General features: G+C 64.9%; 29 protein-coding genes. 11 read left to right on the top strand and 18 right to left on the bottom strand.

Going from position 1 to position 24,884, the window contains the following annotated elements:
* The first annotated feature begins 80 nt into the window (after positions 1-80).
* Positions 81-1,337, top strand: coding sequence for a cytochrome P450 (locus ABZ827_RS18210; protein WP_357238008.1), 1,257 nt, complete (start codon positions 81-83; stop codon positions 1,335-1,337).
* A gap of 263 nt (positions 1,338-1,600) precedes the next feature.
* On the opposite strand, the gene ABZ827_RS18215 is transcribed toward ABZ827_RS18210, so the two are convergent.
* From ABZ827_RS18215 to ABZ827_RS18235, 5 genes are read right to left on the bottom strand one after another with little or no spacing between them, the layout of a single operon-like run.
* On the bottom strand, positions 1,601-2,017 hold the full coding sequence (locus ABZ827_RS18215; protein WP_357237933.1) for a nuclear transport factor 2 family protein: 417 nt from the start codon (positions 2,015-2,017) through the stop codon (positions 1,601-1,603).
* A gap of 18 nt (positions 2,018-2,035) precedes the next feature.
* Complete coding sequence (locus tag ABZ827_RS18220) at positions 2,036-2,911, bottom strand: TIGR03619 family F420-dependent LLM class oxidoreductase (protein ID WP_357238009.1); 876 nt, start codon at positions 2,909-2,911, stop codon at positions 2,036-2,038.
* 2 nt (positions 2,912-2,913) lie between these two features.
* Positions 2,914-4,080: a thiolase domain-containing protein gene (locus tag ABZ827_RS18225; protein ID WP_357237934.1), complete on the bottom strand. Its 1,167-nt coding sequence runs from the start codon at positions 4,078-4,080 to the stop codon at positions 2,914-2,916.
* Positions 4,077-5,144, bottom strand: coding sequence for a thiolase domain-containing protein (locus ABZ827_RS18230; RefSeq protein ID WP_357237935.1), 1,068 nt, complete (start codon positions 5,142-5,144; stop codon positions 4,077-4,079). Before ABZ827_RS18230 ends, ABZ827_RS18225 begins: the two co-directional genes overlap by 4 nt.
* Before the next feature lie 13 nt (positions 5,145-5,157).
* Positions 5,158-6,081 carry an OB-fold domain-containing protein gene (locus ABZ827_RS18235; RefSeq protein ID WP_357238010.1) on the bottom strand — a complete coding sequence of 308 codons (924 nt, stop codon included), beginning with the start codon at positions 6,079-6,081 and terminating at the stop codon, positions 5,158-5,160.
* A gap of 151 nt (positions 6,082-6,232) precedes the next feature.
* Here ABZ827_RS18235 and ABZ827_RS18240 point away from each other — a divergent pair, with 151 nt between their 5' ends.
* Complete coding sequence (locus tag ABZ827_RS18240) at positions 6,233-7,273, top strand: LLM class F420-dependent oxidoreductase (protein ID WP_357237936.1); 1,041 nt, start codon at positions 6,233-6,235, stop codon at positions 7,271-7,273.
* A 119-nt stretch (positions 7,274-7,392) separates the two neighbouring features.
* Here ABZ827_RS18240 and ABZ827_RS18245 read toward each other — a convergent pair whose 3' ends face one another.
* The 4 genes from ABZ827_RS18245 to ABZ827_RS18260 all read right to left on the bottom strand — a co-directional run bounded on the left by ABZ827_RS18245 (position 7,393) and on the right by ABZ827_RS18260 (position 8,982).
* The gene (locus ABZ827_RS18245; RefSeq protein ID WP_357237937.1) at positions 7,393-7,815 is read right to left on the bottom strand and encodes a type II toxin-antitoxin system VapC family toxin; all 423 of its coding nucleotides are present in this window, start codon (positions 7,813-7,815) and stop codon (positions 7,393-7,395) included.
* Positions 7,812-8,033 carry an Arc family DNA-binding protein gene (locus tag ABZ827_RS18250; RefSeq protein WP_357237938.1) on the bottom strand — a complete coding sequence of 74 codons (222 nt, stop codon included), beginning with the start codon at positions 8,031-8,033 and terminating at the stop codon, positions 7,812-7,814. The genes ABZ827_RS18245 and ABZ827_RS18250 overlap by 4 nt, the downstream gene beginning before the upstream one ends.
* 173 nt (positions 8,034-8,206) lie before the next feature.
* Positions 8,207-8,650 (bottom strand): hypothetical protein, encoded by a 444-nt coding sequence (locus ABZ827_RS18255; RefSeq protein WP_357237939.1) that lies wholly within the window; start codon positions 8,648-8,650, stop codon positions 8,207-8,209.
* Positions 8,647-8,982, bottom strand: coding sequence for a hypothetical protein (locus tag ABZ827_RS18260; RefSeq protein ID WP_357237940.1), 336 nt, complete (start codon positions 8,980-8,982; stop codon positions 8,647-8,649). The genes ABZ827_RS18255 and ABZ827_RS18260 overlap by 4 nt, the downstream gene beginning before the upstream one ends.
* 340 nt (positions 8,983-9,322) lie before the next feature.
* Here ABZ827_RS18260 and ABZ827_RS18265 point away from each other — a divergent pair, with 340 nt between their 5' ends.
* Positions 9,323-10,201, top strand: coding sequence for a helix-turn-helix transcriptional regulator (locus ABZ827_RS18265; RefSeq protein WP_357237941.1), 879 nt, complete (start codon positions 9,323-9,325; stop codon positions 10,199-10,201).
* Complete coding sequence (locus ABZ827_RS18270; RefSeq protein ID WP_357237942.1) at positions 10,198-10,404, top strand: DUF397 domain-containing protein; 207 nt, start codon at positions 10,198-10,200, stop codon at positions 10,402-10,404. The genes ABZ827_RS18265 and ABZ827_RS18270 overlap by 4 nt, the downstream gene beginning before the upstream one ends.
* A gap of 102 nt (positions 10,405-10,506) precedes the next feature.
* Here the strand turns inward: ABZ827_RS18270 and ABZ827_RS18275 are convergent, their stop codons facing one another.
* The 4 genes from ABZ827_RS18275 to ABZ827_RS18290 all read right to left on the bottom strand — a co-directional run bounded on the left by ABZ827_RS18275 (position 10,507) and on the right by ABZ827_RS18290 (position 14,687).
* Positions 10,507-11,067, bottom strand: a complete 561-nt coding sequence (locus tag ABZ827_RS18275) for an LppA family lipoprotein (protein WP_357237943.1) — start codon at positions 11,065-11,067, stop codon at positions 10,507-10,509.
* Positions 11,064-12,809 carry an alpha/beta hydrolase gene (locus ABZ827_RS18280; RefSeq protein ID WP_357237944.1) on the bottom strand — a complete coding sequence of 582 codons (1,746 nt, stop codon included), beginning with the start codon at positions 12,807-12,809 and terminating at the stop codon, positions 11,064-11,066. The genes ABZ827_RS18275 and ABZ827_RS18280 overlap by 4 nt, the downstream gene beginning before the upstream one ends.
* A gap of 1 nt (position 12,810) precedes the next feature.
* On the bottom strand, positions 12,811-13,122 hold the full coding sequence (locus ABZ827_RS18285) for a type VII secretion target (RefSeq protein ID WP_357237945.1): 312 nt from the start codon (positions 13,120-13,122) through the stop codon (positions 12,811-12,813).
* Between the two features lie 560 nt (positions 13,123-13,682).
* Positions 13,683-14,687 (bottom strand): sigma-70 family RNA polymerase sigma factor, encoded by a 1,005-nt coding sequence (locus ABZ827_RS18290; protein WP_357237946.1) that lies wholly within the window; start codon positions 14,685-14,687, stop codon positions 13,683-13,685.
* Positions 14,688-14,997: 310 nt separating this feature from the next.
* On the opposite strand from ABZ827_RS18290, the gene ABZ827_RS18295 reads away from it, so the two are divergent.
* Positions 14,998-15,414, top strand: coding sequence for a VOC family protein (locus ABZ827_RS18295; RefSeq protein ID WP_357237947.1), 417 nt, complete (start codon positions 14,998-15,000; stop codon positions 15,412-15,414).
* A 138-nt stretch (positions 15,415-15,552) separates the two neighbouring features.
* Here the strand turns inward: ABZ827_RS18295 and ABZ827_RS18300 are convergent, their stop codons facing one another.
* Positions 15,553-16,335, bottom strand: coding sequence for a crotonase/enoyl-CoA hydratase family protein (locus ABZ827_RS18300; protein ID WP_357237948.1), 783 nt, complete (start codon positions 16,333-16,335; stop codon positions 15,553-15,555).
* 61 nt (positions 16,336-16,396) lie between these two features.
* Between ABZ827_RS18300 and ABZ827_RS18305 the strand changes: the two genes are divergently transcribed.
* Positions 16,397-18,046, top strand: a complete 1,650-nt coding sequence (locus ABZ827_RS18305; protein WP_357237949.1) for an acyl-CoA synthetase — start codon at positions 16,397-16,399, stop codon at positions 18,044-18,046.
* Between the two features lie 63 nt (positions 18,047-18,109).
* Here the strand turns inward: ABZ827_RS18305 and ABZ827_RS18310 are convergent, their stop codons facing one another.
* Positions 18,110-18,520 carry a Fic family protein gene (locus ABZ827_RS18310; RefSeq protein ID WP_357237950.1) on the bottom strand — a complete coding sequence of 137 codons (411 nt, stop codon included), beginning with the start codon at positions 18,518-18,520 and terminating at the stop codon, positions 18,110-18,112.
* Positions 18,517-18,756: a type II toxin-antitoxin system prevent-host-death family antitoxin gene (locus ABZ827_RS18315; protein ID WP_357237951.1), complete on the bottom strand. Its 240-nt coding sequence runs from the start codon at positions 18,754-18,756 to the stop codon at positions 18,517-18,519. The genes ABZ827_RS18310 and ABZ827_RS18315 overlap by 4 nt, the downstream gene beginning before the upstream one ends.
* Positions 18,757-18,824: 68 nt before the next feature.
* Here ABZ827_RS18315 and ABZ827_RS18320 point away from each other — a divergent pair, with 68 nt between their 5' ends.
* On the top strand, positions 18,825-19,022 hold the full coding sequence (locus ABZ827_RS18320; RefSeq protein ID WP_357237952.1) for an antitoxin Phd: 198 nt from the start codon (positions 18,825-18,827) through the stop codon (positions 19,020-19,022).
* Between the two features lie 211 nt (positions 19,023-19,233).
* Here the strand turns inward: ABZ827_RS18320 and ABZ827_RS18325 are convergent, their stop codons facing one another.
* Both ABZ827_RS18325 and ABZ827_RS18330 read right to left on the bottom strand, forming a co-directional pair.
* Positions 19,234-20,340 carry an acyl-CoA dehydrogenase family protein gene (locus ABZ827_RS18325; RefSeq protein WP_357237953.1) on the bottom strand — a complete coding sequence of 369 codons (1,107 nt, stop codon included), beginning with the start codon at positions 20,338-20,340 and terminating at the stop codon, positions 19,234-19,236.
* Between the two features lie 33 nt (positions 20,341-20,373).
* A complete protein-coding gene (locus ABZ827_RS18330) occupies positions 20,374-21,567 on the bottom strand; it encodes an acyl-CoA dehydrogenase family protein (RefSeq protein ID WP_357237954.1) in 1,194 nt (397 codons plus the stop codon).
* Positions 21,568-21,815: 248 nt separating this feature from the next.
* Between ABZ827_RS18330 and ABZ827_RS18335 the strand changes: the two genes are divergently transcribed.
* The 4 genes from ABZ827_RS18335 (at position 21,816) to ABZ827_RS18350 (ending at position 24,879) form a co-directional block, all read left to right on the top strand.
* Positions 21,816-22,004: a ferredoxin gene (locus ABZ827_RS18335; RefSeq protein WP_357237955.1), complete on the top strand. Its 189-nt coding sequence runs from the start codon at positions 21,816-21,818 to the stop codon at positions 22,002-22,004.
* A gap of 44 nt (positions 22,005-22,048) precedes the next feature.
* On the top strand, positions 22,049-22,954 hold the full coding sequence (locus ABZ827_RS18340; RefSeq protein ID WP_357237956.1) for a 3-oxoacyl-ACP reductase: 906 nt from the start codon (positions 22,049-22,051) through the stop codon (positions 22,952-22,954).
* Between the two features lie 300 nt (positions 22,955-23,254).
* On the top strand, positions 23,255-24,019 hold the full coding sequence (locus tag ABZ827_RS18345; protein ID WP_357237957.1) for an ABC transporter permease: 765 nt from the start codon (positions 23,255-23,257) through the stop codon (positions 24,017-24,019).
* Positions 24,020-24,021: 2 nt separating this feature from the next.
* Positions 24,022-24,879 carry an ABC transporter permease gene (locus ABZ827_RS18350; protein ID WP_357238011.1) on the top strand — a complete coding sequence of 286 codons (858 nt, stop codon included), beginning with the start codon at positions 24,022-24,024 and terminating at the stop codon, positions 24,877-24,879.
* Positions 24,880-24,884 lie beyond the last annotated feature (5 nt).

The raw sequence follows: 24,884 nt of genomic DNA on the forward strand, positions 1-24,884 counted from the left end.
CTCATTCACACGCCTGTGCTTCAATGATTGTAGAACGTGTTTCAGTTTGTCGAAGGAGACATCTGGTGGTGGATACGCGCATGGGCCGGCCGAACCTGCCGGACGGGTTCGACGTCACGGACCCCGACATGTACGTGCAGCGGGTGCCGGTCGAGGAGTTCGCCGAACTCCGCCGTACCGCACCGATCTGGTGGCAGGAGAAATCGCCGGAGGTCGGCGGTTTCCACGACGACGGCTTCTGGGTCGTCAGCAAACATGCTGATGTCAAGGAGGTGTCGCGGCGCAGCGATGTGTTCTCGACGTTCGAGAACACCGCGCTGCCGCGCTTCAACGACGATATCGAGCGTGAGCAGATCGAACTGCAGCGTTTCATCCTGCTGAACATGGACCCGCCCGAGCACACGCGGATGCGCAAGATCATCTCCCGCGGGTTCACCCCCCGCGCGATCAACTCGCTGCGGGAGGAGCTGTCCAAACGGACCGAGGCCATCGTCAAGGCCGCTGCCGAGGCCGGGTCCGGCGATTTCGTCACCCAGATCGCCTGCGAACTGCCCCTGCAGGCGATCGCCGAACTGATCGGTGTCCCGCAGGAAGACCGGATGAAGGTGTTCACCTGGTCCAACGAGATGACCGGCTACGACGATCCGGAAATCGATGTGGATCCGGTGCAGGCCTCCACCGAACTGCTCGGATACGCCTACGCGATGGCCGAAGCCCGCAAGGCGTGTCCGGCCGGCGATATCGTCACCACCCTGGTCGAAGCCGATATCGACGGCGAATCCCTCAAGTCCGAGGAATTCGGTTTCTTCGTGATGCTGCTGGCGGTCGCGGGTAACGAGACCACCCGCAACGCCATCACCCACGGCATGATCGCCTTCCTGGAGAACCCGGACCAGTGGGAGCTCTACAAGAAGGAACGCCCCAAGACGGCCGCCGACGAGATCATTCGGTGGGCCAGCCCGATCACCACCTTCCAGCGCACCGCGCTGGAGGACACCGAACTCGGCGGCGTGCAGATCAAGAAGGGCCAGCGGGTCCTGATGCTGTACCGGTCGGCGAACTTCGACGAGGACGTCTTCGAGAACCCGGAGAAGTTCGACATCATGCGCGAGGACAACCAGCATGTGGCCTTCGGCGGTACCGGCGCGCACTACTGCATCGGCGCCAACCTGGCGAAGCTGGAAATCGACCTGATCTTCAACGCGATCGCCGATCACATGCCCGACATCACCAAGCTGGGCGATCCCAAGCGCCTGCGTTCGGGCTGGCTGAACGGTGTCAAGGAGTTCCAGGTCGACTACAAGACCTGCCCGATCACGGGTAAGACCGCGAGCTGAATCCACGGTAGGCCCCGGTTCCGCGCGTGAGGACGCACGGAGCCGGGGTTTTCTTGTGCGCGTCGAGGGCGGGTACCGGCGAATATGACGCTTTCTGTCAGGTGCCGTAGGTAGAAGGCCGCGGGTCTGTGGGCATACCGCGCCTGTGCTCGACGGCGCATACTCCTCAGCTATGACGAAGCCGGCCCCGTATATCCCGAAGGATATGCGGGGCCGGCGTTTCCGTAGGGCATGAACCGGGAGGGGGACCGGTTCGCCCCTCGTCAGGTGGTCGGTGTGGCGGTCGCCATCGCTCGGTCGACTTCCCAGAAGGCGCGCAGTGCCAGGATCTTGCCGGCGTCGTCCACCTTGTAGGTGAAGACCCCGTCGGCGTCGATGCTGTGACCACCCAGGATGCTGCGGATCGTGCCGGTGAAGGCGACCTCGGAACCGCAGGCGAAGGAATCCCCGAACAGGAACTCGATCGAGTCGGTACCGGCGATGGCCTTGTCCCAGAACGCGGAGATCGCGTCACGTCCGCGGTGACCCTTACCTTCCGGGTCGAACCCGGAAGGACCGATGGGGTCCTCGACGATGCCGTCCGCCGCGAACAGCGCGAGCCAGGCATCCTTGTCACGCGCACGGACAGCGGCCTGTGAGGCCAGGCCCGCGGCCCGTGCGGGGTGTTCGGCAGTACTCATCGGATCTTCTCCCGGAACTCAGGTGATCGGGTTCTGGATATGCTCTTCGGCGAATTTGCGCAGGGCGTCCTTCTTCGCCTCGAGATCACCGTCGAATCCGATACCCGCGGCGAGCCAAGGGATCACGATCGCATCGGTGACACCGGCGTCGTACTGCTCCTGGTAGCCGTCGCGCCCGAACTTGTCGATGCAGACGGCCTGAATTTCGAACGGAACATCGGCGCGTCCGTTCTCCGCCCGCAGTTCACCCAGGCGGGCGATGGTGGTCTGGAGATCGTCGAATTTCATCATCGCCGAGGTCCAGCCGTCACCGACCCGGGCCGCGCGGCGCAGCGCCACATCGGTATGGCCGCCGATGTAGAAGGGAACCGGTTCGCTCGGCGCCGGGCTCATCTGCAGTTCGTCGAAATCGAAGAACTCGCCGTGGTATTCGACCATCCCGCCGTCGAGCACCCGCTTGATGACCTCGATCATCTCGTCGACCCGGGCGCCCCGGCGCGCGTAGGGCACACCGCACCATTCGAATTCCTCCGGCGCCCAGCCGATTCCCACGCCGAACCCGAACCGGTTACCGGACAGATTCGCCACCGACCCGACCTGCCGGGCCAGCAGCAGTGGATTGCGCGAACCGAGTTTGAGCACATTGGTATAGAAGCGGAGCCGGGTGGTCACCGCGGCCATGGCGGTCGCGGCGATGAGCGGATCCACCCACGGGGTGTCCGGACCCCAGAAACGGCTGCCGTCCGGGGTGTAGGGGTAGTCCGCCTGCTGCGATTTCATGTAGAACAGCGAATCCGGCAGAGCGATCGAGCTGAACCCGACTTCCTCGGCGGTGCGGGCGAGTTCGGGCAGCTGTTCCAGCGGGCTCAGCGCGACCCCGAGACTGAATTTCAGTGTCATGGACGTTCCGATCCCACAACCCACATGGAGAAGTACTGCGAGCCACCGCCGTACGCGTGACCCAGCGCCTTGCGGGCATTGTCGACCTGGTAATCCCCGGCCCGGCCCATCACCTGTTTGGCGGCTTCGGCGAACCGGATCATGCCGGAGGCGCCGATCGGGTTCGAGGAGAGCACGCCACCGGACGGGTTGACCGGCAGGGCACCACCGATCTCGGTTTCGCCTTTATCGGTGAGGTGCCAGCCCTCACCCTGGGCCGCGAAACCGAGGTTCTCCAGCCACATCGGCTCGAACCAGGAGAAGGGGACGTAGATCTCGGCGGCATCGATCTCGGCGAGCGGGTCGGTGATACCGGCCTGCGCCCACAGCGCCTTGGCGGCTTCCTGGCCGGCCTGCGGATTCACCTGATCGCGGCCGGCGTAAGCCAGCGGTTCGGTACGCATCGCGGTCGCGTGGATCCAGCCGACCTTCTTGCCCGACGCTTCCACCGCGGCCGCCGACTTCTCGCCGCCGATGACCACCGCGCACGCGCCGTCGGAGGAGGGGCAGGTCTCGTCGAATCGGATGGGGTCCCACAGCATCTGCGAGGCCAGCACCTCTTCGACGGTTTTATCGCCCTGCTTGAGATGGGCGTGCGGGTTCTTGGCCCCGTTGCGCCGATCCTTGGCCGCGACAGTGGCACCGATATGCAGCGGCGCGTTGGCCCGCCGGATATACGAGCGCACATGGGGTGCGAAATAGCCGCCCGCGCCCGCGCCGACCGGCATGGTGAAGGGCACCGGAATCGACAGGGCCCACATGGCGTTCGATTCCGACTGCTTCTCCCAGGCGATGGCGAGCACCTTTTCGTGCACACCACCCTGCACCATATTGGCGGCCACACAGGCGGTGGAACCGCCGACCGAGCCCGCGGTGTGCACGCGCAAAAGCGGTTTCCCGGGCGCTCCCAGCGCATCGGCCAGGTACAGCTCGGGCATCATCATGCCCTCGAACATGTCCGGCGCCTTGCCGATGACGATCGCGTCGATATCGGCCATGGTCAGGTCGGAATCGGCGAGCGCCCGGTCGATCGCCTCACGGCACATTCCGGCCATCGAGACATCGCTGCGCTTGGCTACGTGATGGGTCTGTCCGGTGCCCAGCACCGCGGCGGGGAAACTCATCGGCGGGCCTCCGAATCCAGGACGGTCACAAGGTTCTGCTGCAGGGCCGGGCCGCTGGTGGCGTGTGCCAGGGTGCGTCCGGCGTCGCCCGCCATGATGGGCAGCGCGGCGTAGCCGATACGTTCCAGCCCGGTGGCGAACATGGGGTTGCCGGCGAGTGCGCCGCCGGACGGGTTGACCGAGGTCTCCGGTTTCAATCCGAGTGCTTCGGCGAGGATGAGCTGCTGGTGGCTGAACGGCGCGTGCACTTCGGCCACATCGATACCGGTGGTGTCGCCGCCGGTCACCGACTGTCCCGCGGCCGCCGCCGAGGGGGAGGTGGTCAGATCGCGGGCACCCAGCGCACTGGAATCGATCCGGTGCGCCATTCCGGTGATCCACGCGGGACGTTCGTTCAGTTCGCGGGCGCGGTCACCGACCGCCAGCACGATGGCCGCGGCACCGTCGGTGATCGGCGCGCAATCGTGCGCCCGGAGCGGGTCGGCGACGTACGGGTTGGCGAGCAGGTCGTCGACCGAGGTGCCGTGGACGGTATGCGCCGCCGAGACGGCGGCCATATCGCGTTCGGTCCACCGGCCGGCATCCAGTCCGGCACGGGCCTGAAGTCCGGCGACGGCCAGCGAATCCGGCCACAGCGGAGTGACCAGATAGGGGTCGAGCTGGGTCGCCAGTACTTGACGCAGCGTGCTCGCGGAAGATTTCCCGAAGCCGTATACGAGGGCCGTTTTCGCCTGCCCGGAGCGCAGTTTCACCCACGCCTCGTACAGGGCCCAGGCGGCGTCCATCTCGACATGGGATTCGTTGATCGGCGGTACGGCGCCGATCGAATCGATCGCGGAGATGAACGAGAAGGAACGGCCGGCCAGGTAATCCGACGATCCGGAGCACCAGAAGTCGATATCGGACTTGGTGATGCCGAGCTGGTCGTAGAGCTGCTGGAAACAAGGCACCAGCATCTCTACGCCGTTGGTGGTGCCGTAGGTCTCCGACACATGCGGTGCGTGTGCGAAGCCGACGACGGCGATATCGGTGGCGTTATCGGTGGAACGCTCGGTGATGGTCACGCGGGGAGCCCTCTCACAGGTGATGCTTGTAGGTGTCGTAGTCGGCATCCGGCTCGCCGGTCGGCTCGAAATGGTCGATATTGGCCATGGTGTAGTCCCACTCCTCGCGGGGCTTCCACACGGCCTTGACTCGCATACCCATCCGCACCTCGCTGGCCTCGCAGCCGAGCACCAGATGCAGGAACGGGATATCGGCGCCGTCGATCAGCACGTACGCGGCCACATACGGTGGTTTGAGCCGCTGGCCCATGAAGGGAACGTTCACGATGCAGAAGGTGGTGACGGTCGCGGTATCGGCCAGCTCCACCATGTCCGCGGTCGACCGTCCATCGACGGGGTCCACGCCGCGCGGCGGGAAGTACACCTTGCTGTTCGCGTCGGCCCGGCCGCCGATGAGCTTGCCCTCCTTGAGGCCGCGCAGGAACGCGGATTCCTCGGGGGAGGCTGTGTGCTTGTAATCCATCTGGATCGGCGTGGTGATCATGGTGACCGGTTCGGCGTCGCTCGCCGGAGCGGGCTCCGCAGTGGGGGTCTCACCGGGTTCGAAGCAGACGATGTCGTGGATGGTGCCGGTGAGCTCGTCGGCCCAGCGGGCGGTGACGCGCATACCGGTGCTGATCTGCTCCGGGCTCTGCACATCCACCGCGTGCAAGAGTGCGGTGTCGGCACCGTCGAGCTGGATCAGCGCGTAGGCGAACGGCCGGTCGAAGGGCTGGCCCGGGAGCGGATCGCCGACCCAGCTCCAGGATTTCACCGTGCCGGTCGAGGCGACCTCGACGTACTCCGACAGCGGTTCGGCGGTCACCGGATCGTATTCCGCCGGCGGAACCAGCACCCGGCCGTCGGAACCGCGGTTGCCGAATACGCGGCGCTCGCGGAGTCCGGTCAGGAACTTGCCGATGGTGGGTCCCACGGAACGCGTGTAGTCGAACTGCATCCGCAGGGGCGCACTGAGCACATCGCTCGGTTTCAGTCCCGGCGGGCGTTCCTGCGTAATTACCGTGGGTGCAGTATTCCCATGAGTCACGATATCGAGTAGAACAGGTTCTTATTCTGCTGGCAAGCAGTAGGCCGGAAAGGGGTCGGATGTGAAGTTCGGATTGCAGCTCGGATATTGGAGCGCGGGACCGCCGGAACATGCCGCCGAAGTGGTCGTGGCGGCCGAGGAAGCCGGGTTCGACGCGGTGTTCGCCGCCGAGTCCTGGGGGTCGGACGCGTTCTCCCCGCTGGCCTGGTGGGGTTCGGCGACCGAACGGGTGCGGTTGGGGACTTCCGTGGTGCAGTTGTCCGCGCGCACCCCCACGGCCACGGCCATGCACGCGCTGACCCTCGACCATCTCAGCGGCGGTCGGGCGATTCTCGGCCTCGGCGTATCCGGTCCGCAGGTCGTGGAAGGCTGGTACGGCCAGCCGTTTGCCAAACCGTTGCAGCGCACCCGCGAATACGTCGATATCGTGCGTCAGGTCCTGGCCCGGAAGGGGCCGGTGATCAACGACGGCCCGAACTATCCGCTGCCCTACACCGGTCCGGGGGCGACGGGTCTGGGTAAACCGCTCAAGCCGATAACCCACCCCCTACGTGCTGATCTGCCGATCTGGCTGGGCGCCGAAGGTCCGAAGAACGTGGCCCTGACCGCCGAGATCGCAGACGGCTGGCTGGCCATCTACTACACACCGCGGATGGCCGGGGTGTACAACGAATGGCTCGACGAGGGCTTCGCGCGGGCGGGTGCCAGGCGTTCGCGGGAGAACTTCGAGATCGCCGCCACGGCGCAGGTGATCATCACCGACGACCCGGCGGCCGAGATCGAACGGATGCGCTGGATCACCTCGCTCTATATCGGCGGCATGGGCGCGCCCGAGCTCAACTTCCACGCTCAGGTGTATCGCCGGATGGGGTACGAGAAGGAAGTCGACGAGATCGGCAAACTCTTCCAGGCGGGCAAGAAGGCCGAGGCCGCTGCCGCCGTACCGGACGAACTGGTACTGGAGACCGCGATCATCGGCAATGAGGCCCAGGTTCGCGAGCAGATCGGCGTCTGGGAGGCATCCGGCGTCACCATGCTGCTGGTCTCGGTGCCCGATGTGGAGCAACTGAAGCGTTTGGCGCCTCTGGTCGGCGCCCGCTGAACTTGTTTCAGAAAACCCTCCCCTGCGGGCACCCGTCGGACGTCGCCGACGGGTGCCCGGGAGTAACCTCCGGCACGCGGCGGCGGGGCGGTACCGAACATCGAACGTTCGACGCCGATTCAGTGGGGATCAGTCGTTTCCCAGGGATTGATGATGGCGAGACCGAGGTCGGTGAAGTCCTTGACGTTTCGGGTCGCTACCGGGCAGTCGTTCGCGAGGCAGATCGCGGCAATCTGTGCATCTGCATATCCGATCGGCCGGCCGCGGCGCCGACGTTCGGCGACAATTCGACCGTAGATGCGGGCCGCCCGGAAATCGTAGGCCTCGACCTCGTCACCGAATTCGTCGAACAGGTCCGTCGCCAATGCGGCCAGCCCTGCCCTGCGGGTTCCCTCCGGTAGGTTCTCGATGCCCGCCCATATCTCGCCGGTGGTCACCGTGCTGATCGTGACGTCGGTGGATTTCTCCAGCCAGGTGAGTACGTGGTGGTCGGGACTGGGTCTGAACAGCTCGGACACCACGTTTGTATCGGCGATGATCACAGCTGTGCCGCTCCGGCCTCTGGCTGTTCCGGGATGTCCAGCTCGGCTGCGTAGGGTCGGCTGCGTTCGTAGAGCTCGTGCAGTAACCGTTTCGGACGCACCGCCGCGGCCAGTATGTCCCGGGCTTCGGCTTCCATGCTCCGTCCGTGCGAAGCGGCCCGCCGACGCAGGCGCTCCTTGACGTCGTTGTCCAGGTCACGGATAGTTATCGATGCCATGCAATCAATGCTAGCAATGATCGCATAATCGTTTCGTGATCGACTGTTTCCAGGTGTCATGGCCTTCTCGTCGGGATTACCTGCGTGGACACAGGTCCGATAGGGAGTGATTGGTTGCCGCTATCGTGCCGAAGACTCCCCAACCCCACCTGTGCCCCGGGGGAGCGCGGCGCTCATCGGTAATCCTGTGCGGTGAGCAGCGGTGGATAAAGGCCCTTCTCGACCACTCGGGTACCGGTCCAGGGGCACGGCGGATGGCTGTGCGGGCCGATACGGCCGGCTCGGACCGATGCGAATTCCCGGCATCCGCCGGGGCAGGCGATCGAAGCGATCTGCCCCCACGGTGTACCGCCGTGACGGATCACTATGCGCAGTTGCCGGGTGGTGATGAACGGCCCGCAACCACACGGCGGCGCGGTATGCAGCACCCCGACTCCGATCCATGGACACAGGCCGGCGACGTTGCGGAAATGTGGTGCGATCTGTCCACCGGTGACCAGTGCGCCGCGCAGGCAGTACAGCGAATCGGGACACCGGATGATGAGCTCGTCCTCGTCGTGACGGGCAATGGTGAGCGCGCCCAGCGGGACCCAGGGTTCGCAGAGTGCACGTGTCACCGGACATGCCCCGCCTCGGGGTGGGTCGCGCGGTATCGGGCGATGACTCCGTCGATTTCGTGCTGGGTGCGGGTCCGGTATTCGCTACCGGTGTCGAGGTCGCGCAGGCTCCGCGCGACTCGTTCGAGCACGCCGAGGTCGTAACATTCGGCTGCCCGCCAGAGTCGTGCCACCGCCACACTCGTCCGGCGGTTCGGGGCCGTCCGCTGCGATAGCGCGGGTTCCCAGGTCTCGGACTGCTCGCTGTGGATCCCCGGCATGGTTGCCTCCCGATCGTCGATCGCTTCTCGTTGGGCCGTGCTCTTTCGCAAGCGCCAGTAGAGCGGATCCATCGGCAAATCCGGCCGCGCTGCGGATGATCCGATCGAATTGATGCGAAGGCCGAGAACAGGATCCGGCAATCAAACCGCGGTCATCCATGAATCGCTGCGGTCGCATCCAAAGAAAACGGATGTCGATTGTGGATATCGGCTCGATCCGGCGCACGTGGGACAGGCCCGGGCCTTTCACGACGGAAAAGTCGTGGCCGTGTGTAATGATTCGCATTGGGGCAGTGGTATTTCGGTTCGATTCGGTCGGTGTATCGGCTGACACCGGCGCCGCGCGTGGAGATGATCCGACCGGATCGATCAGGACAAGTTCGAGGGCGTGATCCAGGGGAAGTAGGTTGTCATGGCAGATATCGGCTCGACCCTCCCGCGTCGCCAAGTGGGGCGATATCTCCGGGACCTACGGCAGGGTGCGGGATTGACGATCGCGGAAGTGTCGCGGCGTATCGAACGTGGCGCCACCACCGTGCAACGCCTGGAAACCGGCGCGGCCGACCGGATCCGGCTCTGGGATATCGAGGCGATCTGCCGAGTGTGCGGTGCCGACGAGACCACGATCGATGCACTGAAAGGCCTTGCCCAGCAAGGTAACAACAAGAGCTGGTGGCATCAGTACGGCGATCTGATCCCGCTGAACTTCGACGTCTACATGGGGCTGGAAGCGGCGGCGCGGAAACTGACCTCATTCCAGGAACTTGTTCCCGGGTTGCTCCAGACACCGGACTACGCACGGACGCTGACCCGGCTGGCGCACCCGTCCGAGCCGGACGGCGAGATCGCCCGGAGAGTCGAGTTACGCGGTCGCCGCCAGATCATGCTGACGAAGAAGAACGATCCTGTCCTGTTCGATGTTGTCGTCGATGAATCGGTGCTGCACAGGGTGATCGGAAGCCGTCGAATCATGGAAGCGCAGCTCCGGCACCTCGCGGATATCGGCACTCGGGCGAATATCGACATCCGAATTCTCCCGTTCGGCGCAGGTATTCCGCTGGGTGATCTGACCGGACCATTCATGATTCTGGACTTCGAAGATCTCGCGGAGGGTACTCCCATCGAGCCGCCCGTGGTCTACGCCGAGGGCTACACCGGGGATATGTACTTCGAGGATCCGGAGGTAATCGACCAGTATCGCAACGCGCATGCTGACCTGCGGCGGGTAGCCTTGACCGTGCAGGACAGCAGGCAACTGCTCCGCGAGAAGGCAAGGGAGTTCGCAAGGTGAGCGTCGATAGATCCGAAACCCGCTGGTTCAAGAGCAGTTACAGCGGCGGCAGCCGGGAGTGTGTCGAGGTGGCGTTCATCGAGGGCGATGTGGTGGGTGTGCGCGATTCCAAGGATCGCGGCGGCCCCGCTCTGTCCTTCTCTTCTGCGGCTTGGGCCGCATTCACCGTAAGTGCGCGTTCTGGTCTATTCGGCCGGCCATAGTTCACAACTCAGGGGCCCGACCGTGTGGCCCCGGCCGCGGCGTCCAACGAACACAGCTCCGGGGCCTCTGCGAGATATCTGTGCCCGATCCCGGTTTCGGTGTTACCGGGTGGGTGTGGTTTTCGGCGGCATCTTCGCGGCAGGTAGGTGGCATCCTGTTTTGGGTCCGATCACCGTGTTGAGCTGGGTCCCGAAGTAGATACTGATGCTGTTTCCGGTGCCGTAGATTTCGACGCTGTGGTCGCCGGGCCGGTCGGAGTATCCCGAAACCTGATCGGCGCCGTGCTGTGCTGCGATCGCTTGGACTCGTCGAAGGGCTTCCGGCCACGCCTCATCCGGGATCGGCATGTCGGAAACGAAGTTCCCCAGATATGCTGCTCTGGCACCGATTCCGTCGAACCGCCGCTGCGAGCAGTTTCTCCTACCGGGGTCTCCGTTGTTGTACCAGTTCATACCGGGAATCAGTGCGGAGAGTTCGTCCTGCATCTGCAGGGTGGCGGCGAGCAGGTCGTCGCGGGCTTGTTCGAGTGGGGGCCGAGTTTGTAGTTCGCCGAGCGGGCTCGGTGTCGCCGGCGGGGTGACGCTCTCTGCGCAGCCGGACAGGAGTATCGCGCAGGTCGCCACGGTGAGCGCGGCACGCAGCGGGGTTGAATTCCGGGTCATGGTCCCTCCGAAACCGCGTAGGGAAGGTTGGGGAAGCCTGCCACGCGTGCCTGGCTGTATGTGCCGGTGAGAACGGCGGCCATGTTGTGCACGGTGGTCCGCGTCTTGTGTTGGCCGTTGCCGAGGTCGTCGCCTTCACGCGGGTAGTCGCTATGGCCGTTCGCGCCCTGATATTCGGTGCCGTCGATGGTGATGCCCTGGGTTTCCAGTTGCACCCAGCCGGGTGTATCGGTGGGGCCGAAGCCGAAGCGGTTGAGTGTGGCGATCGGGTCGTCGGGTGTGGCCATGGTGAACACGTGACCGAATTCGAGGCCGTAGTCGTCGGCCTGCACGATGTCGTCGCCGGGGCGCACGGTGGTGTGGTTGGGCATTTCGCCGCCGAGTCCGGGGGATCCGTAGAGGATTACGTCGTCGACCGGGTTCTTGCCCTGATCAGCCAGCTGCTGCAAGGCGAGGCTGGTGGTGGTCGAGCCGTAGGAATGGCCGAGCGCGGTCAAGTGTGGATCACCGTTGCCCGCAGCGTTGTGCGAGACATCGAGACCGTCGTAGAAACGCGCCAGATCGACCGCACCGACCTCTGCGCGGTCCTGGCTCGTCACACCGGCAAGACCGACAGCCGCGCCGACCGGGTCCTCGGCCGCACCGTCCACGGACACGTTCTGTGGCGGCTCATAGCCCAGCCATGCGATCGTCGCGACCGTTTCGTTTCCATGTTCAGCTTGGTTGAGTAACTGTTGCGAATGGTCTCGCAATGCCTCCGCCTCGTCCACCATCCCTTCCATCGAGCCCTTCGCGTTGGTGTTGAGACCCGGTGTGGTAACCGACACGTGGGTCGCCGTGTCCGGGTTGCCAATGGCGACGGCGGCTTTCACACGTTCGCCGCCCTTCGCATCCAAGACCATCAGCAGGCGGCCCGGGTCACCTTCGACTTGCTGACGCACGGCCCGGAGGTCGTCGAGCTTGTTCTGGTAGACGATCCGCATCTGGGGATTGTCGGCGCCGGCGACCTGGGTTTGCAGGTCGCGTTCCAGATAGCCGAGGACGCTACGGTTCGCCTTGTCGCGGTCCATCGCGGGTAGCCCGTCGAGCCCGCCGACGGTCATGGGCTGGGTGGCGATCAGGTACGCGCGCTGGTCCGCAGTGAGGGAATCCCACCAGGCCCGGTTCGCGCCGGGGTCGGATTCGGTGGGTGGTTTGTCCGCACCCGGGCGTGTCGGGATGGCCGCGATCGTACCGGCTTCGGCGGGAGCCATGGCCCGCAGCTCCGCGACGGCCGCGGCGATATCGGGCGCCCAGCGGGCATCCATACGACCCAGATCGTCGGCCAGTCCCTGAAGCCGGACGGTCTCGTTGGCCTCCTCCTGGGAGTCGTTCAGCCCGGTCACCACCCAGTCCGGCGACACTGCGCCGCCGGCACCTTCGACAGTCGTTACCGCTGATTGCAGTGTCTGGATCGGGTGGCTCATCTCGCGATGGGCGGCGCGGCAGGAGCTTCCGATATTGCTGTAGGCGGTGACGATGCGGCCGATATCGGTCCATTCCTCGTCGGCGCGGCCGGTTGCCGCGGTGGCCGCCTCGCCCGACCAGGCCAGGTCGTGGATGGTGCGGCGCATGGACGCGCGAATATCGTCGATACCCGGTTCGATTCCGCCGTGACCCTGTTCTGTTTCCACGGATTCGGCGATCTCACGAAGGGCGTCGATCTTCCAGGCCAGCACCTGATCCTTGCTCGGACGCGCCATCTCAGACCTGCTGATTCAGATCGGGCAGGACGTTGAGACGGTTCGCGACCTCGGTGTCCTGACCGCTGTAGAGATGGGCCCCGGTATCCAGAAGCTGACCCAGGACTCCGAGCCGGGACCGGAGCACGGTCTTGGCCTGGGTACTGGCGGCATCCGCGTCGGCCAATGCCGCCGCGATCGCCGACCCTGCCATGCCGGTCACACCGCGACCGGCATCGAGACGCGGAACCTTCGCGGTATCCGCGACCTCATCACTCAACGTTCGCAGCTGAGTCGCCGCCGCGCCCAGATTTTCCGGATCGACCTCGAGCACGGGCCACCCCTCCCGGTATTCAGCTGCCCACCCCTGGACAGATTGGATCTGGATCAATCCCGAGCCGGCTCCTCGCGAGAGCGGGCGGGACTCCACCGACACGGTACCTGGTATCCGGTTGCGTCGATTTCGAAGCTGAAGCGCCTGCGCGTTGATCGTGCCGGCCGTCCACCCGGAATTCGCCACCGGATCGGACGAAATCCGCGCGCACCAGAACAGGTCGGCGGGTCCGTCGTGAAGGTCGCTGTTGTGCCGGCGCAGCCGGTGCTCGTCCGACCGGCGCGAGTCGCCAGAGCGCATCCATCCGCACCACATGTGGACACTTGGACGGTAGATCAGTGGACATCTGGACGGCGGGATGCTGGCCATCTGGACGGTGGGTTGGTAGGCATTTGGACGTTCCGTTGCTGACTGCTCGGACGGAGCCCGCGCGATCGGCCGGCCGCGCGGGTTCGGACTGATACGGCCGAGCTGTTCCCACCGGCCCCGGCGAATACCTCCGCACGGCCACTCGGATCGCGTCCTGGCCGGCGGTGCACACCGTCGGCCAGGGGCGGTTTTCAGGCCGGTTCGCTCGCCGGTGCCTCGGTCCATTCCGGTGGCAGGTCGAACAGCGGGAACAGGCGTTCGGTATCGAGGAAGAAATTGAGCCCCGCGATGACGCCGTCCCGCATTTCCAGCACCGTGATCGACCACGGCACCCAGCGGCCGGGTTCCCCGCTCGGCTTGTAGTGGCCGAAGGCCGGGTGGCCGTTGGCGCCGCCCAGCGGGACCAGCCGGGAATTGCGGCAGGCCGCGCCGGTGCCGAGCATGAAGGCGGCGACATTCTCCGGACCGGAGATCCAGAGATCGAAGGGCGGCATGGACAGTGCCACATCGGTTTTCAGCAGGGCGGTCAGTGCGTCCATATCGTAGGACTCGAACGCGGTGACGAAATCGTCGATCAGTTTGCGCTGATCTTCATCGGATGCGTCGTAGCTGTCGGTTTCGGCCGGCCCGACCTTGCTCATGGTGGCCCGGGCGCGCTGCAGGGCACTGTTCACCGAGGCGGTGCTCATGGTCAGTGCTTCGGCTGTTTCGTTGGCCGAGAAACGCAGCACCTCGCGCATGATCAGAATGGCGCGCTGGGTGGCGGGCAGATGCTGGCAGGCCGCGACGAACGCCAGGCGCAGGCTGTCCTTGGCGGTGGCGTACTCAGCGGGATCGGCACCGAAAGCGAGCGAGTTGGGGATGGGCTCCACCCAGACGTAATCCGGTTTGGGCGGGCCGAGCGGGTGGTCCGGATTGGACGGGCTCGACAGATCCATCGGCCGGGCCCGGCGCTGCGGGCCGTCGAGCATATCGAGGCAGATATTCGTGGTGATCTTGTAGAGCCATGAGCGCAGACTGGCCCGGCCCTCGAACGAGTCGTAGGACTTCCAGGCCCGGGTGAAGGCGTCCTGGACGGCATCCTCGGCCTCGAAGGAGGAACCCAGCATGCGATACGCGTAGGCGCAGAGCTCACGCCGATGTGATTCGAAGGATCTCAGTACGTCGGCATCGATCGTGCCGGTCTGCTCGCTCATGGATGCCACTGTGACACAGCGCACCGACATGTGAACAGGGGATGAAACACGCAGTTCACGACTTCACCACTGCCGTCTCACCCGGCGCAGACGCCACACCGCGGACTGGTCGGTCGCCGTCCCGTAAAGGTTCCGGCGCGGTGCCGGGTTTGCCGGTAGTACCCGAGGTGGCGACGGCGGCGGACAGCGGAATTGCCGCCGACGCCCGGTTCCGGAAATTGTCCGTCACCGCCGATGAGTTCCGGGGGCGGTCCGCGTCTCTACCTGTGCAGCCGGCGAAACAGACCACCGCTTCGAAAGGACCGAAACCGTGAGCAGCAAAATGATTTTCGTGAACCTTCCCGTTACCGATCTGCCTCGCTCGAAGAATTTCTACGAATCGCTCGGGTGGAAGGTCAACACCGATTTCACGGACGACAATGCTGCCTGCATAGTGGTCGACGACAATATCTGCCTGATGCTGCTCACTCACGAGCATTTCGGGGTGTTCAGCAAGCGCCCGATCGCCGATACCCGGGCAGCCACCGGCGCGGCCTATGCTCTGTCGCTGGGTAGCGCCGAGGAGGTCGACCGGCTGACCGACGCCGCGGTGGCCGCGGGCGGGACCGAAGAGGTCAATGCCGATAAACAGGCGCAGGAGGCGCAGGTCGGTATGCACGGCCGGACCTTCCTGGATCCGGACGGTCATCAGTGGGAGCCGTTCTTCATGGATTACCCCGGCGCGTAGTCGGCGAACACCGGCGCGAATGCCCCCTTTCGATACGCATCGAAAGGGGGCATTCAGCTCGTTCCGGGCACATCGGCTGCCGAGTCCGGTTCGCGGACGGGATTGCGGTTGTGTCGCCCGCAACGCCGCAATCCGCGGCTACTTACCGCTGAAGTTCGGCTTGCGCTTCTCCTTGAACGCCTGGGGGCCTTCTTTGGCGTCGGCGGACTGGAAGACCGCGGTGCCGAGTTTGGCGTCGATCTGGAACGCCTCTTCCTCGGGGATGCATTCGCTGTCGCGGATAGTCTGCAGGATCGCCTGCACCGCGAGCGGGCCGTTGGCCGCGATCAGGTCGGCCAGTTCCAGCGCCTTGTCCAGGGCGGTACCGTCCGGCACCACATGACCGATGAGGCCGATGTCCTTGGCCTCGGCGGCGCTGAGGTGGCGGCCGGTGAGCAGAATATCGGCGGCGACGGTGTAGGGGACCTGACGGACCAGGCGTACTGCCGAGCCGCCCAGCGGGAACAGACCCCAGCGCGCTTCGGATACTCCGAACTTCGCGCTTTCGCCCGCCACCCGGATATCGGTGCCCTGCAGGATCTCGGTGCCGCCGGCGATGGCCGCGCCTTCGACTGCCGCGATCAGCGGTTTCGTGAGCCGCCGGCCCTTGAGCAGCGCCTCGATCTTGGACAGATCCCAGCCGCCGCCCTTGAAGGAATCACCTGGATGTTGCTGGGTCATGCCCTTGAGATCGGCGCCCGCGCAGAAGGCGCCGCCCGCGCCGGTGAGGATGGCGACCCGGATTTCCGGATCCTGGTCCACCTGGTCCCAGGCATCGCGCATGATTGCCATCATCTCGGTCGAGAGCGCGTTGCGCGCCTCCGGCCGGTTCATGGTGACGATGAGGACGTGGCCGCGCTTCTCGACGAGGCATTGAGGCATCGTTGTTTCTCCTGTTACTCGGACCTTGCAAGAAACAGTAACACGTTCTATTTTTGACCTTGTGACGTACAACATAGCCGACCTCGTCGAACACACCATCGATCTCGTGCCGGACCGGGTTGCGCTGGCTGACGACCACCGCTCGATCACCTTCGCGCAACTGGAGGACCGGGCCAACCGGCTGGCCAACTACCTGCTGGAACACGGTGTCCAGCCGGGTGACAAGGTCGGTATCTACTCGCGCAACACCATCGAGGCCGTGGAGGCCATGGTGGCCGTGTTCAAAGCCCGCGCGGTGATGATCAACGTGAACTTCCGGTACGTCGAGAACGAGTTGCAATATATCTTCGAAAATTCGGACATGGTGGCGCTCATTCACGAGCGGCGCTACACCGGCAAAGTGGCGAATGTGCGGCCGAAGGTCGCGAAGCTGAAGACGGTCCTGGTGGTCGACGACGGCAGCGACGAATTCGCGACCGCGGAAGGCTCCGTGGATTACGAAGCGGCACTTGCGGATGCGTCCGGCGAGCGGAACTTCGGTGACCGCTCCGCCGACGATATCTTCATGCTCTACACCGGCGGCACCACCGGCATGCCCAAGGGCGTCATGTGGCGGCACGAAGACTGGTGGCGGGTCCTCGGCGGCGGTATCAACTTCATGACCGGCGAATACATCCAGGACGAATGGCAGCAGGCCAAAACGGGCGCCGCCGGCGGCCAGATGGTGCGCTACCCGATTCCGCCGCTGATCCACGGCGGTTCGCAGACCGCGGTGTTCCACGGGCTGTTCGACGGCGGTAAGACCATCATGCTGCCGGAGTTCAGCGGGCACGGAGTCTGGCAGGCGGTGGACCGCCACAGCATCAACATGATCTTCATGACCGGCGATGCGATGGCCCGTCCGATGATGGACGCGCTGAAGGAGGGCAACCCGGAAACCGGTGAGCCGTACCAGCACGCCAACCTCTGGGCGATGGCGAGCAGCGCGGCGCTCTTCTCGCCGACCCTCAAGGACGAGTTCATCGACCTGCTGCCGAATACGGTCATCACCGATTCAATCGGCTCCTCGGAGACGGGCTTCGGCGGTATCTCCATCGCGGCCAAGGGTGCCACCCATACCGGCGGGCCGCGGGTGAAGATCGACGCCTCCACCGCGGTACTCGACGAGGACGGTAACCCGGTGGCCCCCGGTTCCGGCCAGTCCGGTGTTCTCGCCCGTAAGGGGCATATCCCGGTCGGCTACTACAACGACCCGGTGAAGACCGCGGCGACCTTCAAGGAGTTCAACGGGGTCCGCTACTCCATCCCCGGCGACTGGGCGCGGGTCGAGGAGGACGGGACCGTCACGATGCTGGGCCGCGGTTCGGTGAGCATCAACAGCGGCGGCGAGAAGATCTACCCGGAGGAGGTCGAGGGTGCGCTGAAATGCCATCCCGAGATCTTCGACGCGCTGGTGGTCGGTGTCCCGGACGAGCGGTGGGGTCAGCGAGTGGCCGCCGTGGTGCAGTGTCGCGGTGACAAACGCCCCACTCTGGAGGAACTGCGACCGGTACTGACCCAGGAGATCTCCTCCTACAAACAGCCCCGCAGCCTGTGGTTCGTCGACGAGATCAAGCGGTCCCCGGCGGGCAAACCCGACTACAAGTGGGCCAAGGCGCAGACCGAGGAGCGCGACGCCGACGAGCACGGTTCGGCGGGCAGTTCGTCGTAGTGTTCGAAGGGCTGCCGCATCCAGGCGGCAGCCCTTCACTCTGCACGGCCGGTTGAATGGCCGTTACCCGGATGAATCCGGAGGCGTTGCCCCGATCGCTTTTCTGAGTTGTTCAGCGATATCCGCTACCTCATCCAGTTCACCGGTGGCGACCGCGATCATCAGGTCGTACGTCAGATCCTCGTCCAAACCGTCGATATCCACGCCGTTGCGGGCGAGGAAGACCGCACCGGCTGCGATGGCCAGCTGTTCGTTGCCATCGATCAGCGGACGGTGCCTGGCAATGGAATGCAGCAGCGCCGTCGCCTTGTCCCACAATGAGGGGTAGGCGTCGATACCGAAAACAGTCGCCTGTGGCCGGGCCGTGGCGGACTCGAGGAGTCCCGGGTCGCGAATAATGTGCCCACCCGCGATTTGGTCGGCGATTGCGCGGAGATCTGTGATGTTCAGGTAATAGATCTCTGCGCCGGTCATTCGGCCAGCTTGTCGAGTAGTGCAGGATGATCGGACGCGAACCGCCGTGACAGTTCGCGTACCTGGCGGTCGGCAGTCTCCGCCATTGCCTGGGGAACAACTGCCGCGACGCGGTGACCGTGTCTGGTCAGGTGGACCACTTTGCCCGATTCGGCCGCCGCGACCACCTCGGCCAGCTTGTCGCGTGCCTCGCTGACGGGTAGTTCCCAGGCATCGGAATCGTGAAGCGCAGTCATACAGAGAAATCGTACATATCTGTCTAATTTTTGTACGAAACTATCAAATCTGGGCGGTACGATGCGGTATGGCCGACTTGACTGTCAGATTCGATGAGGATGAATTCGAGGCTCTTCGCCGGCGCGCCGAACTCGAAGGCCAGGGCACGCGGCAATTCGTCCACGACGTGGTGATGAGCGCAGTTCACGAGCATTCCGGCGTATTCCGTCGAGCCGCCGATCACGTGGCGGGGGCAAGCGAGGAACTGAACCGGAGACTCGCCTGATCCGGGAACTCTGTCGGGCGGTGCGGTTCCCTACGGCGTTGGAACAATCAGCTCCACAGTAGGCAAGTAACCGCTGAAGCGTTGCTCGTTTCGCCTTTCGGTAGCGGGGATGGGCCTTGCCGGCCAGGACGCCGATCCGGAAGCCTACTGGGGTCGCCCCGGTGCTGGTCAGCGTACTGGGTGCGGCCGCCGACCAGCACCGGCGCGTGTATCAGGCGGATTCGGGGACGAATTCGGCCAATGGGAGCAGGTGGTTCGTCGCTCCGCCGAGGGTGAACTCGTTGTGTTTGGCGGCGGTGAAATAGTTGTGCGCGATGTGATCACGGTCGATCCCGACGCCGCCGTGCACATGGACCAGAGTATGAGCCACCTGGTGGCCGGCCTCGGCGGCCCAGAACTTCGCGGTGTGAATCGCGGCGGTGGCGTCGAGGTCTTCGGCGAGCTGCCAGGCGGCCTGGGTGACGGTGAGGCGCAGGCCCTGGACGCTGATGTAGCCGTCGGAGAGGCGCTGGGCCACAGCCTGGAAGCTGCCGACAGCGCGGCCGAACTGTTCACGCTCCCGGGCGTAGCCGCCGACCAGATCCAGTGAGCGCTCGAGGGTTCCGAGCTGCTGGGCGGCCAGGCCCAGCCAGGCGCGGTCGAGTAGCCAATCGAGGATCTGCGCACCGTCTTCCACTGTGCCGAGCAGTTCGGCGGGGGAGTCGGTGAATTCGACGAGCGATTCCGCGCTGCGATCGGTCACCTGTTGTTCGGTCACAGTGACGGATTCGCGGGAAGGGTTGACCAGGAAAACCGCGGGCTTACCGGATACCGAGGCGGGCACCAGGATTCGTGCGGCGCGGTCGGCTACCGGGACGGTGGTCTTCACGCCGGTGACGTGCCAGCCGTCGCTGGATTCGGTCGCGGTGGTCGTGGGGCGGGCGGGCTCCCAGTTGTGTTCCTCGGCCAGCGCGACGGTCAGGATCGCGGTACCCGCACCGGCCGCTGTCGCGAGTTCACGGTGATCATCGGAGCCGAACCGGGCCAGCGCACCCGCGCCGAGAACGATCGACCACAGATACGGGACGGCCGCCACCGCCTTGCCGAGTTCGCGCAGGATCGCGGTCTGTTCCAGTACGCCGAAACCGCTGCCGCCGATCTCCTCGGGCAGCGCGGCCGACAGCACGCCGGTCTCGGCCAGCGATTTCCACAGCGGTTCGTCGAATTTTGCCGTACCGCCGTCCAATTCGCGGAGACGGTCGGCGGTGACCAGTTTCTCGCAGACCTCGCCGGTGAGCCGGGCCAGATCCACTTGGGCTTCGGTGGGAGTGAAATCCATGGTGACTACCTAATTCTGGAATGGGCGAGACGGTCAGCGGGCGGAGGCGGGCTGCTTCAGGGCGGTCATGGCGATGATGTCGCGCTGCACCTCGTTGGTGCCGCCACCGAAGGTGAGGATCAGGGCGGCGCGGTGCATCCGCTCCAGCCGACCCCGCAGCACCGACCCCGGCGAGTCCTGCCGCAGCGAGGCTTGGGGTCCGAGGACCTCCATGAGCAGGCGGTAGGCCTCGGTCGACAATTCGGTGCCGTACACCTTGCACGCGGATGCGTCCCAGGGGCGGGGTGCCGCGTCGCCGCCGGCGTCGGCCCGGGTGGCGATTTCCCAGTTCATGAGCTTGAGGTATTCGACCTTGGCGTGCACCCGCGCCAGGTTCAGCTGGACCCATTCCCGGTCGAACACCCGGGAGCCGTCCGCGGCCTTCGTCTCCTTCGCCCAGGCCACCGTCTGGGCCAGTGCCAGTTGCAGCGCGGCGGCGGAGGTCAGCGCGACCCGCTCGTGGTTGAGCTGGTTGGTGACCAGCGGCCAGCCGCCGTTCTCCGGGCCGACCAGCGAGGTCACCGGGACGCGCACGTCCTGGTAGTAGGTGGCGCTGGTATCCGGGCCGGCCATGGTGTGCACCGGTGTCCAGGAGAAGCCCTCGGCGGTGGTGGGCACGATGAGCATGCTGATGCCCTTGTGCTTCTTGGCGGTGGGGTCGGTGCGCACGGCCAGCCATACGTAGTCGGCGTAGGCGATGAGGCTGGTCCACATCTTCTGGCCGTTGATCACGTAATCGTCGCCGTCGCGGACCGCGGTCGTGCGCAGGGCGGCCAGGTCGGTGCCGGCGCCCGGTTCGGAGTAGCCGATGGCGAAGTGCAGATCGCCGGCGGCGATCTTGGGCAGGAAGAATTTCTTCTGTTCCTCGCTGCCGTAGTGCATGATCGTCGGCGCCACCGAGTTGATGGTCAGGAACGGCACCGGGGCGCCGGCGATGGCGGCCTCGTCGGTGAAGATGAGCTGGTCGATCATGGGCCGGTCCTGGCCGCCGTATTCCTTCGGCCAGCCGAGGGCCAGCCAGCCGTCGCGTCCCATTTCCGCGACTACCTCGCGGTACACATTGCCCTGGCCGTATTCACCGGTCTGGGAGCTGAGCGCGGCCCGTCGTTCCGGGGTTATCAGGCGCGCGAAGTATTCGCGCAATTCGGCGCGTAGCTGCTGCTGCTGCGGGGTATACGCGATGCGCATAGCGGGACCTCGAGCCTTCGTTGTGCGGAATGGAGATGGGCCGGACGTGGGATCGCGCCGCACCCTGTTCGAGGGCGCGGTGCCGCGCTCTGCTCGGGGAGCGCGGCACGGATCTCGAATGCCTGGCTCCGATCATTGCATATGCACTGAAACATGTTCCAGTATTGAAGGGTAATCAGCCCATGTTGCCAGCCCCGGCGCCCGTCGCTTGTTACGCTTCGGCCGCTACGTGGGGAAAAGGAGTTCCGATGAAGGTCAGCGTTGACTTCGATCAGTGTGAAGCGAACGGAATCTGTGCGGGAATCGCTCCCGACGTCTTTGAACTCGATGACGAGGATATGTTGCACGTCGCCGAGGGGGAGGTCGCCGCGGATCAGGAGTCCCAGGTCGCCGAGGCAGTGGCGCAATGCCCGAAAGCGGCATTGCGGTTGCTGTGAATCGGCTCTTGCCGTGAATAAGAACACGTTCTAGAGTCGGCCCGGTGAGCGATACAGATAACAGCCTCGCCGGGCGAGTTGCGATCGTGACCGGAGCGGGTGCGGGCCTCGGCAAGGCCGAAGCGCTCGCCCTGGCCGGGGCCGGGGCCTCGGTGGTGGTCAACGACCTCGCCGAGTCCGAAGCGGTCGTCGAGACGCTGGAGCAGATACGCGCGCTCGGCGCAAAAGCGGAATTCGTGCCGGGCAGTATCGCCGAGCGGTCCACGGCCGACGCGTTGATCACCGCTGCCTCCGAATCGTTCGGTGGCCTGGATATCGTGGTCAACAATGCGGGCATCACCCGCGACAAGATGCTGTTCAACCTGTCCGACGAGGACTGGGACGCGGTCCTCTCGGTGCATCTGCGCGGACATTTCCTGCTGACCCGTAATGCCGGCGCCTACTGGCGCGCGCGGTCCAAGGAGGCCGGCGCGCCCGTGTACGGGCGGATCGTCAATACCTCTTCCGAAGCCGGTTTGCTCGGGCCGGAAGGTCAAGCCAACTACGCGGCCGCCAAGGCCGGGATCACCGCCCTGACGCTGTCGGCTTCGCGCGCGCTGAACCGCTTCGGTGTCCGCGCGAACGCGATCTGCCCGCGGGCGCGGACCGCGATGACCGAAAAGGTGTTCAGCGCGGCACCCGAGGACGAGGTGGATCCACTCTCGCCGGATCATGTGGCGCGCCTGGTCGCCTACCTGGCGTCTCCCGCTGCCGACCTGGTCAATGGGCAGGTTTTCGTGGTCTACGGACCGATGGTCGCGTTGATGGCCGCGCCGGTGGTCGAGCAGCGCTTCGATGCGACGGGTGCGCAATGGTCAGATGACGATCTGGCCACCACGCTGAGTGGCTACTTCGCCGAACGCGACGCAGGTCGTACCTTTTCGGCAACGGCACTACACGAATTGGGTTGAATCCGTCCCGCTGGGGCGGTTTGCCCGATTCGTTGGTGGAATCCGGCCGACAAGAGTTGAACAACCGTCCAGTCATTGGTAAACAAAGGGGTCGTACTGTGCCCGGCCTCACACAATGATGTCCAAGGCGAATGAATCCTGTTCCAATCTCGCTGTCTGGGATTGCGACAAGTTTCCAGTTCACAAGCCTCAAAATGGCCCCAAATAGGAAATGAACGTGTTCTACTTAGCGGGGCGTGTCCCAGGGTGTATCCCAAGCGGCCGCCAGCGGGACCAGTGGTTAGGCAAGGAGGATCCATAGTGAACGAGGTCCTTGCTGTCCCATTGCGGGCCGTCGGCGGATTCTTCGAACTGGCCGCATCGGTGGCCCGGGCGAGTTTTCGCCGCCCGTTCCAGCTGCGCGAATTCATCGACCAGTCATGGTTCGTAGCGCGCGTATCGATCCTGCCGACCGTATTGGTCGCCATTCCGTTCACCGTGCTGGTGAGCTTCACGCTGAACATTCTGCTGCGCGAAATCGGCGCCGCCGATCTCAGCGGTGCCGGTGCGGCCTTCGGCGCGGTGACTCAGGTCGGGCCGATCGTCACGGTGCTCATCGTCGCCGGTGCCGGCGCCACCGCCATCTGCGCGGATCTCGGCGCCCGCACCATCAGGGAAGAGATCGACGCCATGAAGGTGCTCGGTATCGACCCCATCCACCGGCTGGTGGTGCCCCGGGTGCTGGCCTCGATGTTCGTCGCGCTGATGCTGAACAGCCTGGTCTGCACCATCGGCATCGTCGGTGGCTTCCTCTTCTCGGTTTTTCTGCAGGACGTGAACCCGGGCGCCTTCGTCAACGGCATCACGCTGCTGACGAACCTTCCGGAGCTGATCATTTCCGAGGTCAAAGCCGGTCTGTTCGGCCTGATCGCCGGATTGGTCGCCTGCTACCTGGGTCTGAATGTCAAAGGTGGTCCCAAAAGTGTCGGTGATGCGGTGAACCAGACAGTGGTTTTCGCCTTCATGGCGCTGTTCGTGGTGAACGTCGTGGTCACGGCGGTCGGTCTCAAGTTCTCGGTGCGGTGACGATGTCGGCCTCGGTGATCATCCAGTCCCGTTTCCCCAAGATCACGCGGCGCGTCCGCAGGTTCTCGACCTCGCTGGACGAACTCGGCAAACAGGCCGTGTTCTACGGCAAGACGGTCGGTTCGATGCCCCGTGCGCTGACCCATTACCGCACCGAGACCATCCGGCTCATCGCGGAGATCAGCATGGGTAGCGGGGCTCTCGCGGTGATCGGCGGCACGGTCGTGATCGTCGGCTTCCTGACCCTCTTCTCCGGTGGCACCATCGCCGTCCAGGGCTACAGCTCGCTCGGCAATATCGGTGTCGAGGCGCTGACCGGCTTCTTCGCCGCCTTCCTCAACGTCCGTATCGCGGCACCGGTCATCTCCGGTATCGGCCTCGCCGCCACCATCGGGGCGGGCTCCACCGCGCAACTGGGCGCCATGCGGGTGGCAGAGGAGATCGACGCGCTCGAAGCCATGGCCATCCGCCCGATGCCGTACCTGGTCGGTACCCGGGTGCTGGCCGGAATGATCGCGATCGTGCCGCTGTACGCCCTCGCGGTGATCGCCTCGTTCATCGCCAGCCGCTTCGCGACCGTGGTCATCTACGGACAATCAGCCGGCGTGTACGACCACTACTTCTCGACATTTCTTATCCCGAGCGACATCTTGTGGTCGTTCGCTCAGGCCATTGTCATGGCGTTGGCGGTAATGATGATCCATACGTATTACGGGTACAACGCGGCGGGCGGCCCCGTCGGGGTCGGTATCGCGGTGGGGAACGCGGTTCGTACCTCGCTGATCGCGGTGGTCACGGTGACACTGCTGATCTCCCTGGCCATCTACGGCACTTCCGGCAACTTCAACCTTTCCGGATAGGCGCC

The sequence above is a fragment of the Nocardia sp. NPDC019395 genome, assembly GCF_040632335.1.
GTDB lineage: Bacteria > Actinomycetota > Actinomycetes > Mycobacteriales > Mycobacteriaceae > Nocardia.

Bases quoted from the DNA above. Each gene is read 5' to 3' on its own strand.
- ABZ827_RS18210 (WP_357238008.1), top strand. From the start codon at position 81: ATGGGCCGGCCGAACCTGCCGGACGGGTTCGACGTCACGGACCCCGAC.
- ABZ827_RS18290 (WP_357237946.1), bottom strand. From the start codon at position 14,687: ATGAGCGAGCAGACCGGCACGATCGATGCCGACGTACTGAGATCCTTC.
- ABZ827_RS18265 (WP_357237941.1), top strand. From the start codon at position 9,323: ATGGCAGATATCGGCTCGACCCTCCCGCGTCGCCAAGTGGGGCGATAT.
- ABZ827_RS18260 (WP_357237940.1), bottom strand. From the start codon at position 8,982: ATGGATCCGCTCTACTGGCGCTTGCGAAAGAGCACGGCCCAACGAGAA.
- ABZ827_RS18235 (WP_357238010.1), bottom strand. From the start codon at position 6,081: ATGCAGTTCGACTACACGCGTTCCGTGGGACCCACCATCGGCAAGTTC.
- ABZ827_RS18275 (WP_357237943.1), bottom strand. From the start codon at position 11,067: ATGACCCGGAATTCAACCCCGCTGCGTGCCGCGCTCACCGTGGCGACC.
- ABZ827_RS18225 (WP_357237934.1), bottom strand. From the start codon at position 4,080: ATGAGTTTCCCCGCCGCGGTGCTGGGCACCGGACAGACCCATCACGTA.
- ABZ827_RS18250 (WP_357237938.1), bottom strand. From the start codon at position 8,033: ATGGCATCGATAACTATCCGTGACCTGGACAACGACGTCAAGGAGCGC.
- ABZ827_RS18320 (WP_357237952.1), top strand. From the start codon at position 18,825: ATGGCCGACTTGACTGTCAGATTCGATGAGGATGAATTCGAGGCTCTT.
- ABZ827_RS18300 (WP_357237948.1), bottom strand. From the start codon at position 16,335: ATGCCTCAATGCCTCGTCGAGAAGCGCGGCCACGTCCTCATCGTCACC.
- ABZ827_RS18215 (WP_357237933.1), bottom strand. From the start codon at position 2,017: ATGAGTACTGCCGAACACCCCGCACGGGCCGCGGGCCTGGCCTCACAG.
- ABZ827_RS18280 (WP_357237944.1), bottom strand. From the start codon at position 12,809: ATGGCGCGTCCGAGCAAGGATCAGGTGCTGGCCTGGAAGATCGACGCC.
- ABZ827_RS18350 (WP_357238011.1), top strand. From the start codon at position 24,022: ATGTCGGCCTCGGTGATCATCCAGTCCCGTTTCCCCAAGATCACGCGG.
- ABZ827_RS18330 (WP_357237954.1), bottom strand. From the start codon at position 21,567: ATGCGCATCGCGTATACCCCGCAGCAGCAGCAGCTACGCGCCGAATTG.
- ABZ827_RS18335 (WP_357237955.1), top strand. From the start codon at position 21,816: ATGAAGGTCAGCGTTGACTTCGATCAGTGTGAAGCGAACGGAATCTGT.
- ABZ827_RS18315 (WP_357237951.1), bottom strand. From the start codon at position 18,756: ATGACTGCGCTTCACGATTCCGATGCCTGGGAACTACCCGTCAGCGAG.
- ABZ827_RS18325 (WP_357237953.1), bottom strand. From the start codon at position 20,340: ATGGATTTCACTCCCACCGAAGCCCAAGTGGATCTGGCCCGGCTCACC.
- ABZ827_RS18310 (WP_357237950.1), bottom strand. From the start codon at position 18,520: ATGACCGGCGCAGAGATCTATTACCTGAACATCACAGATCTCCGCGCA.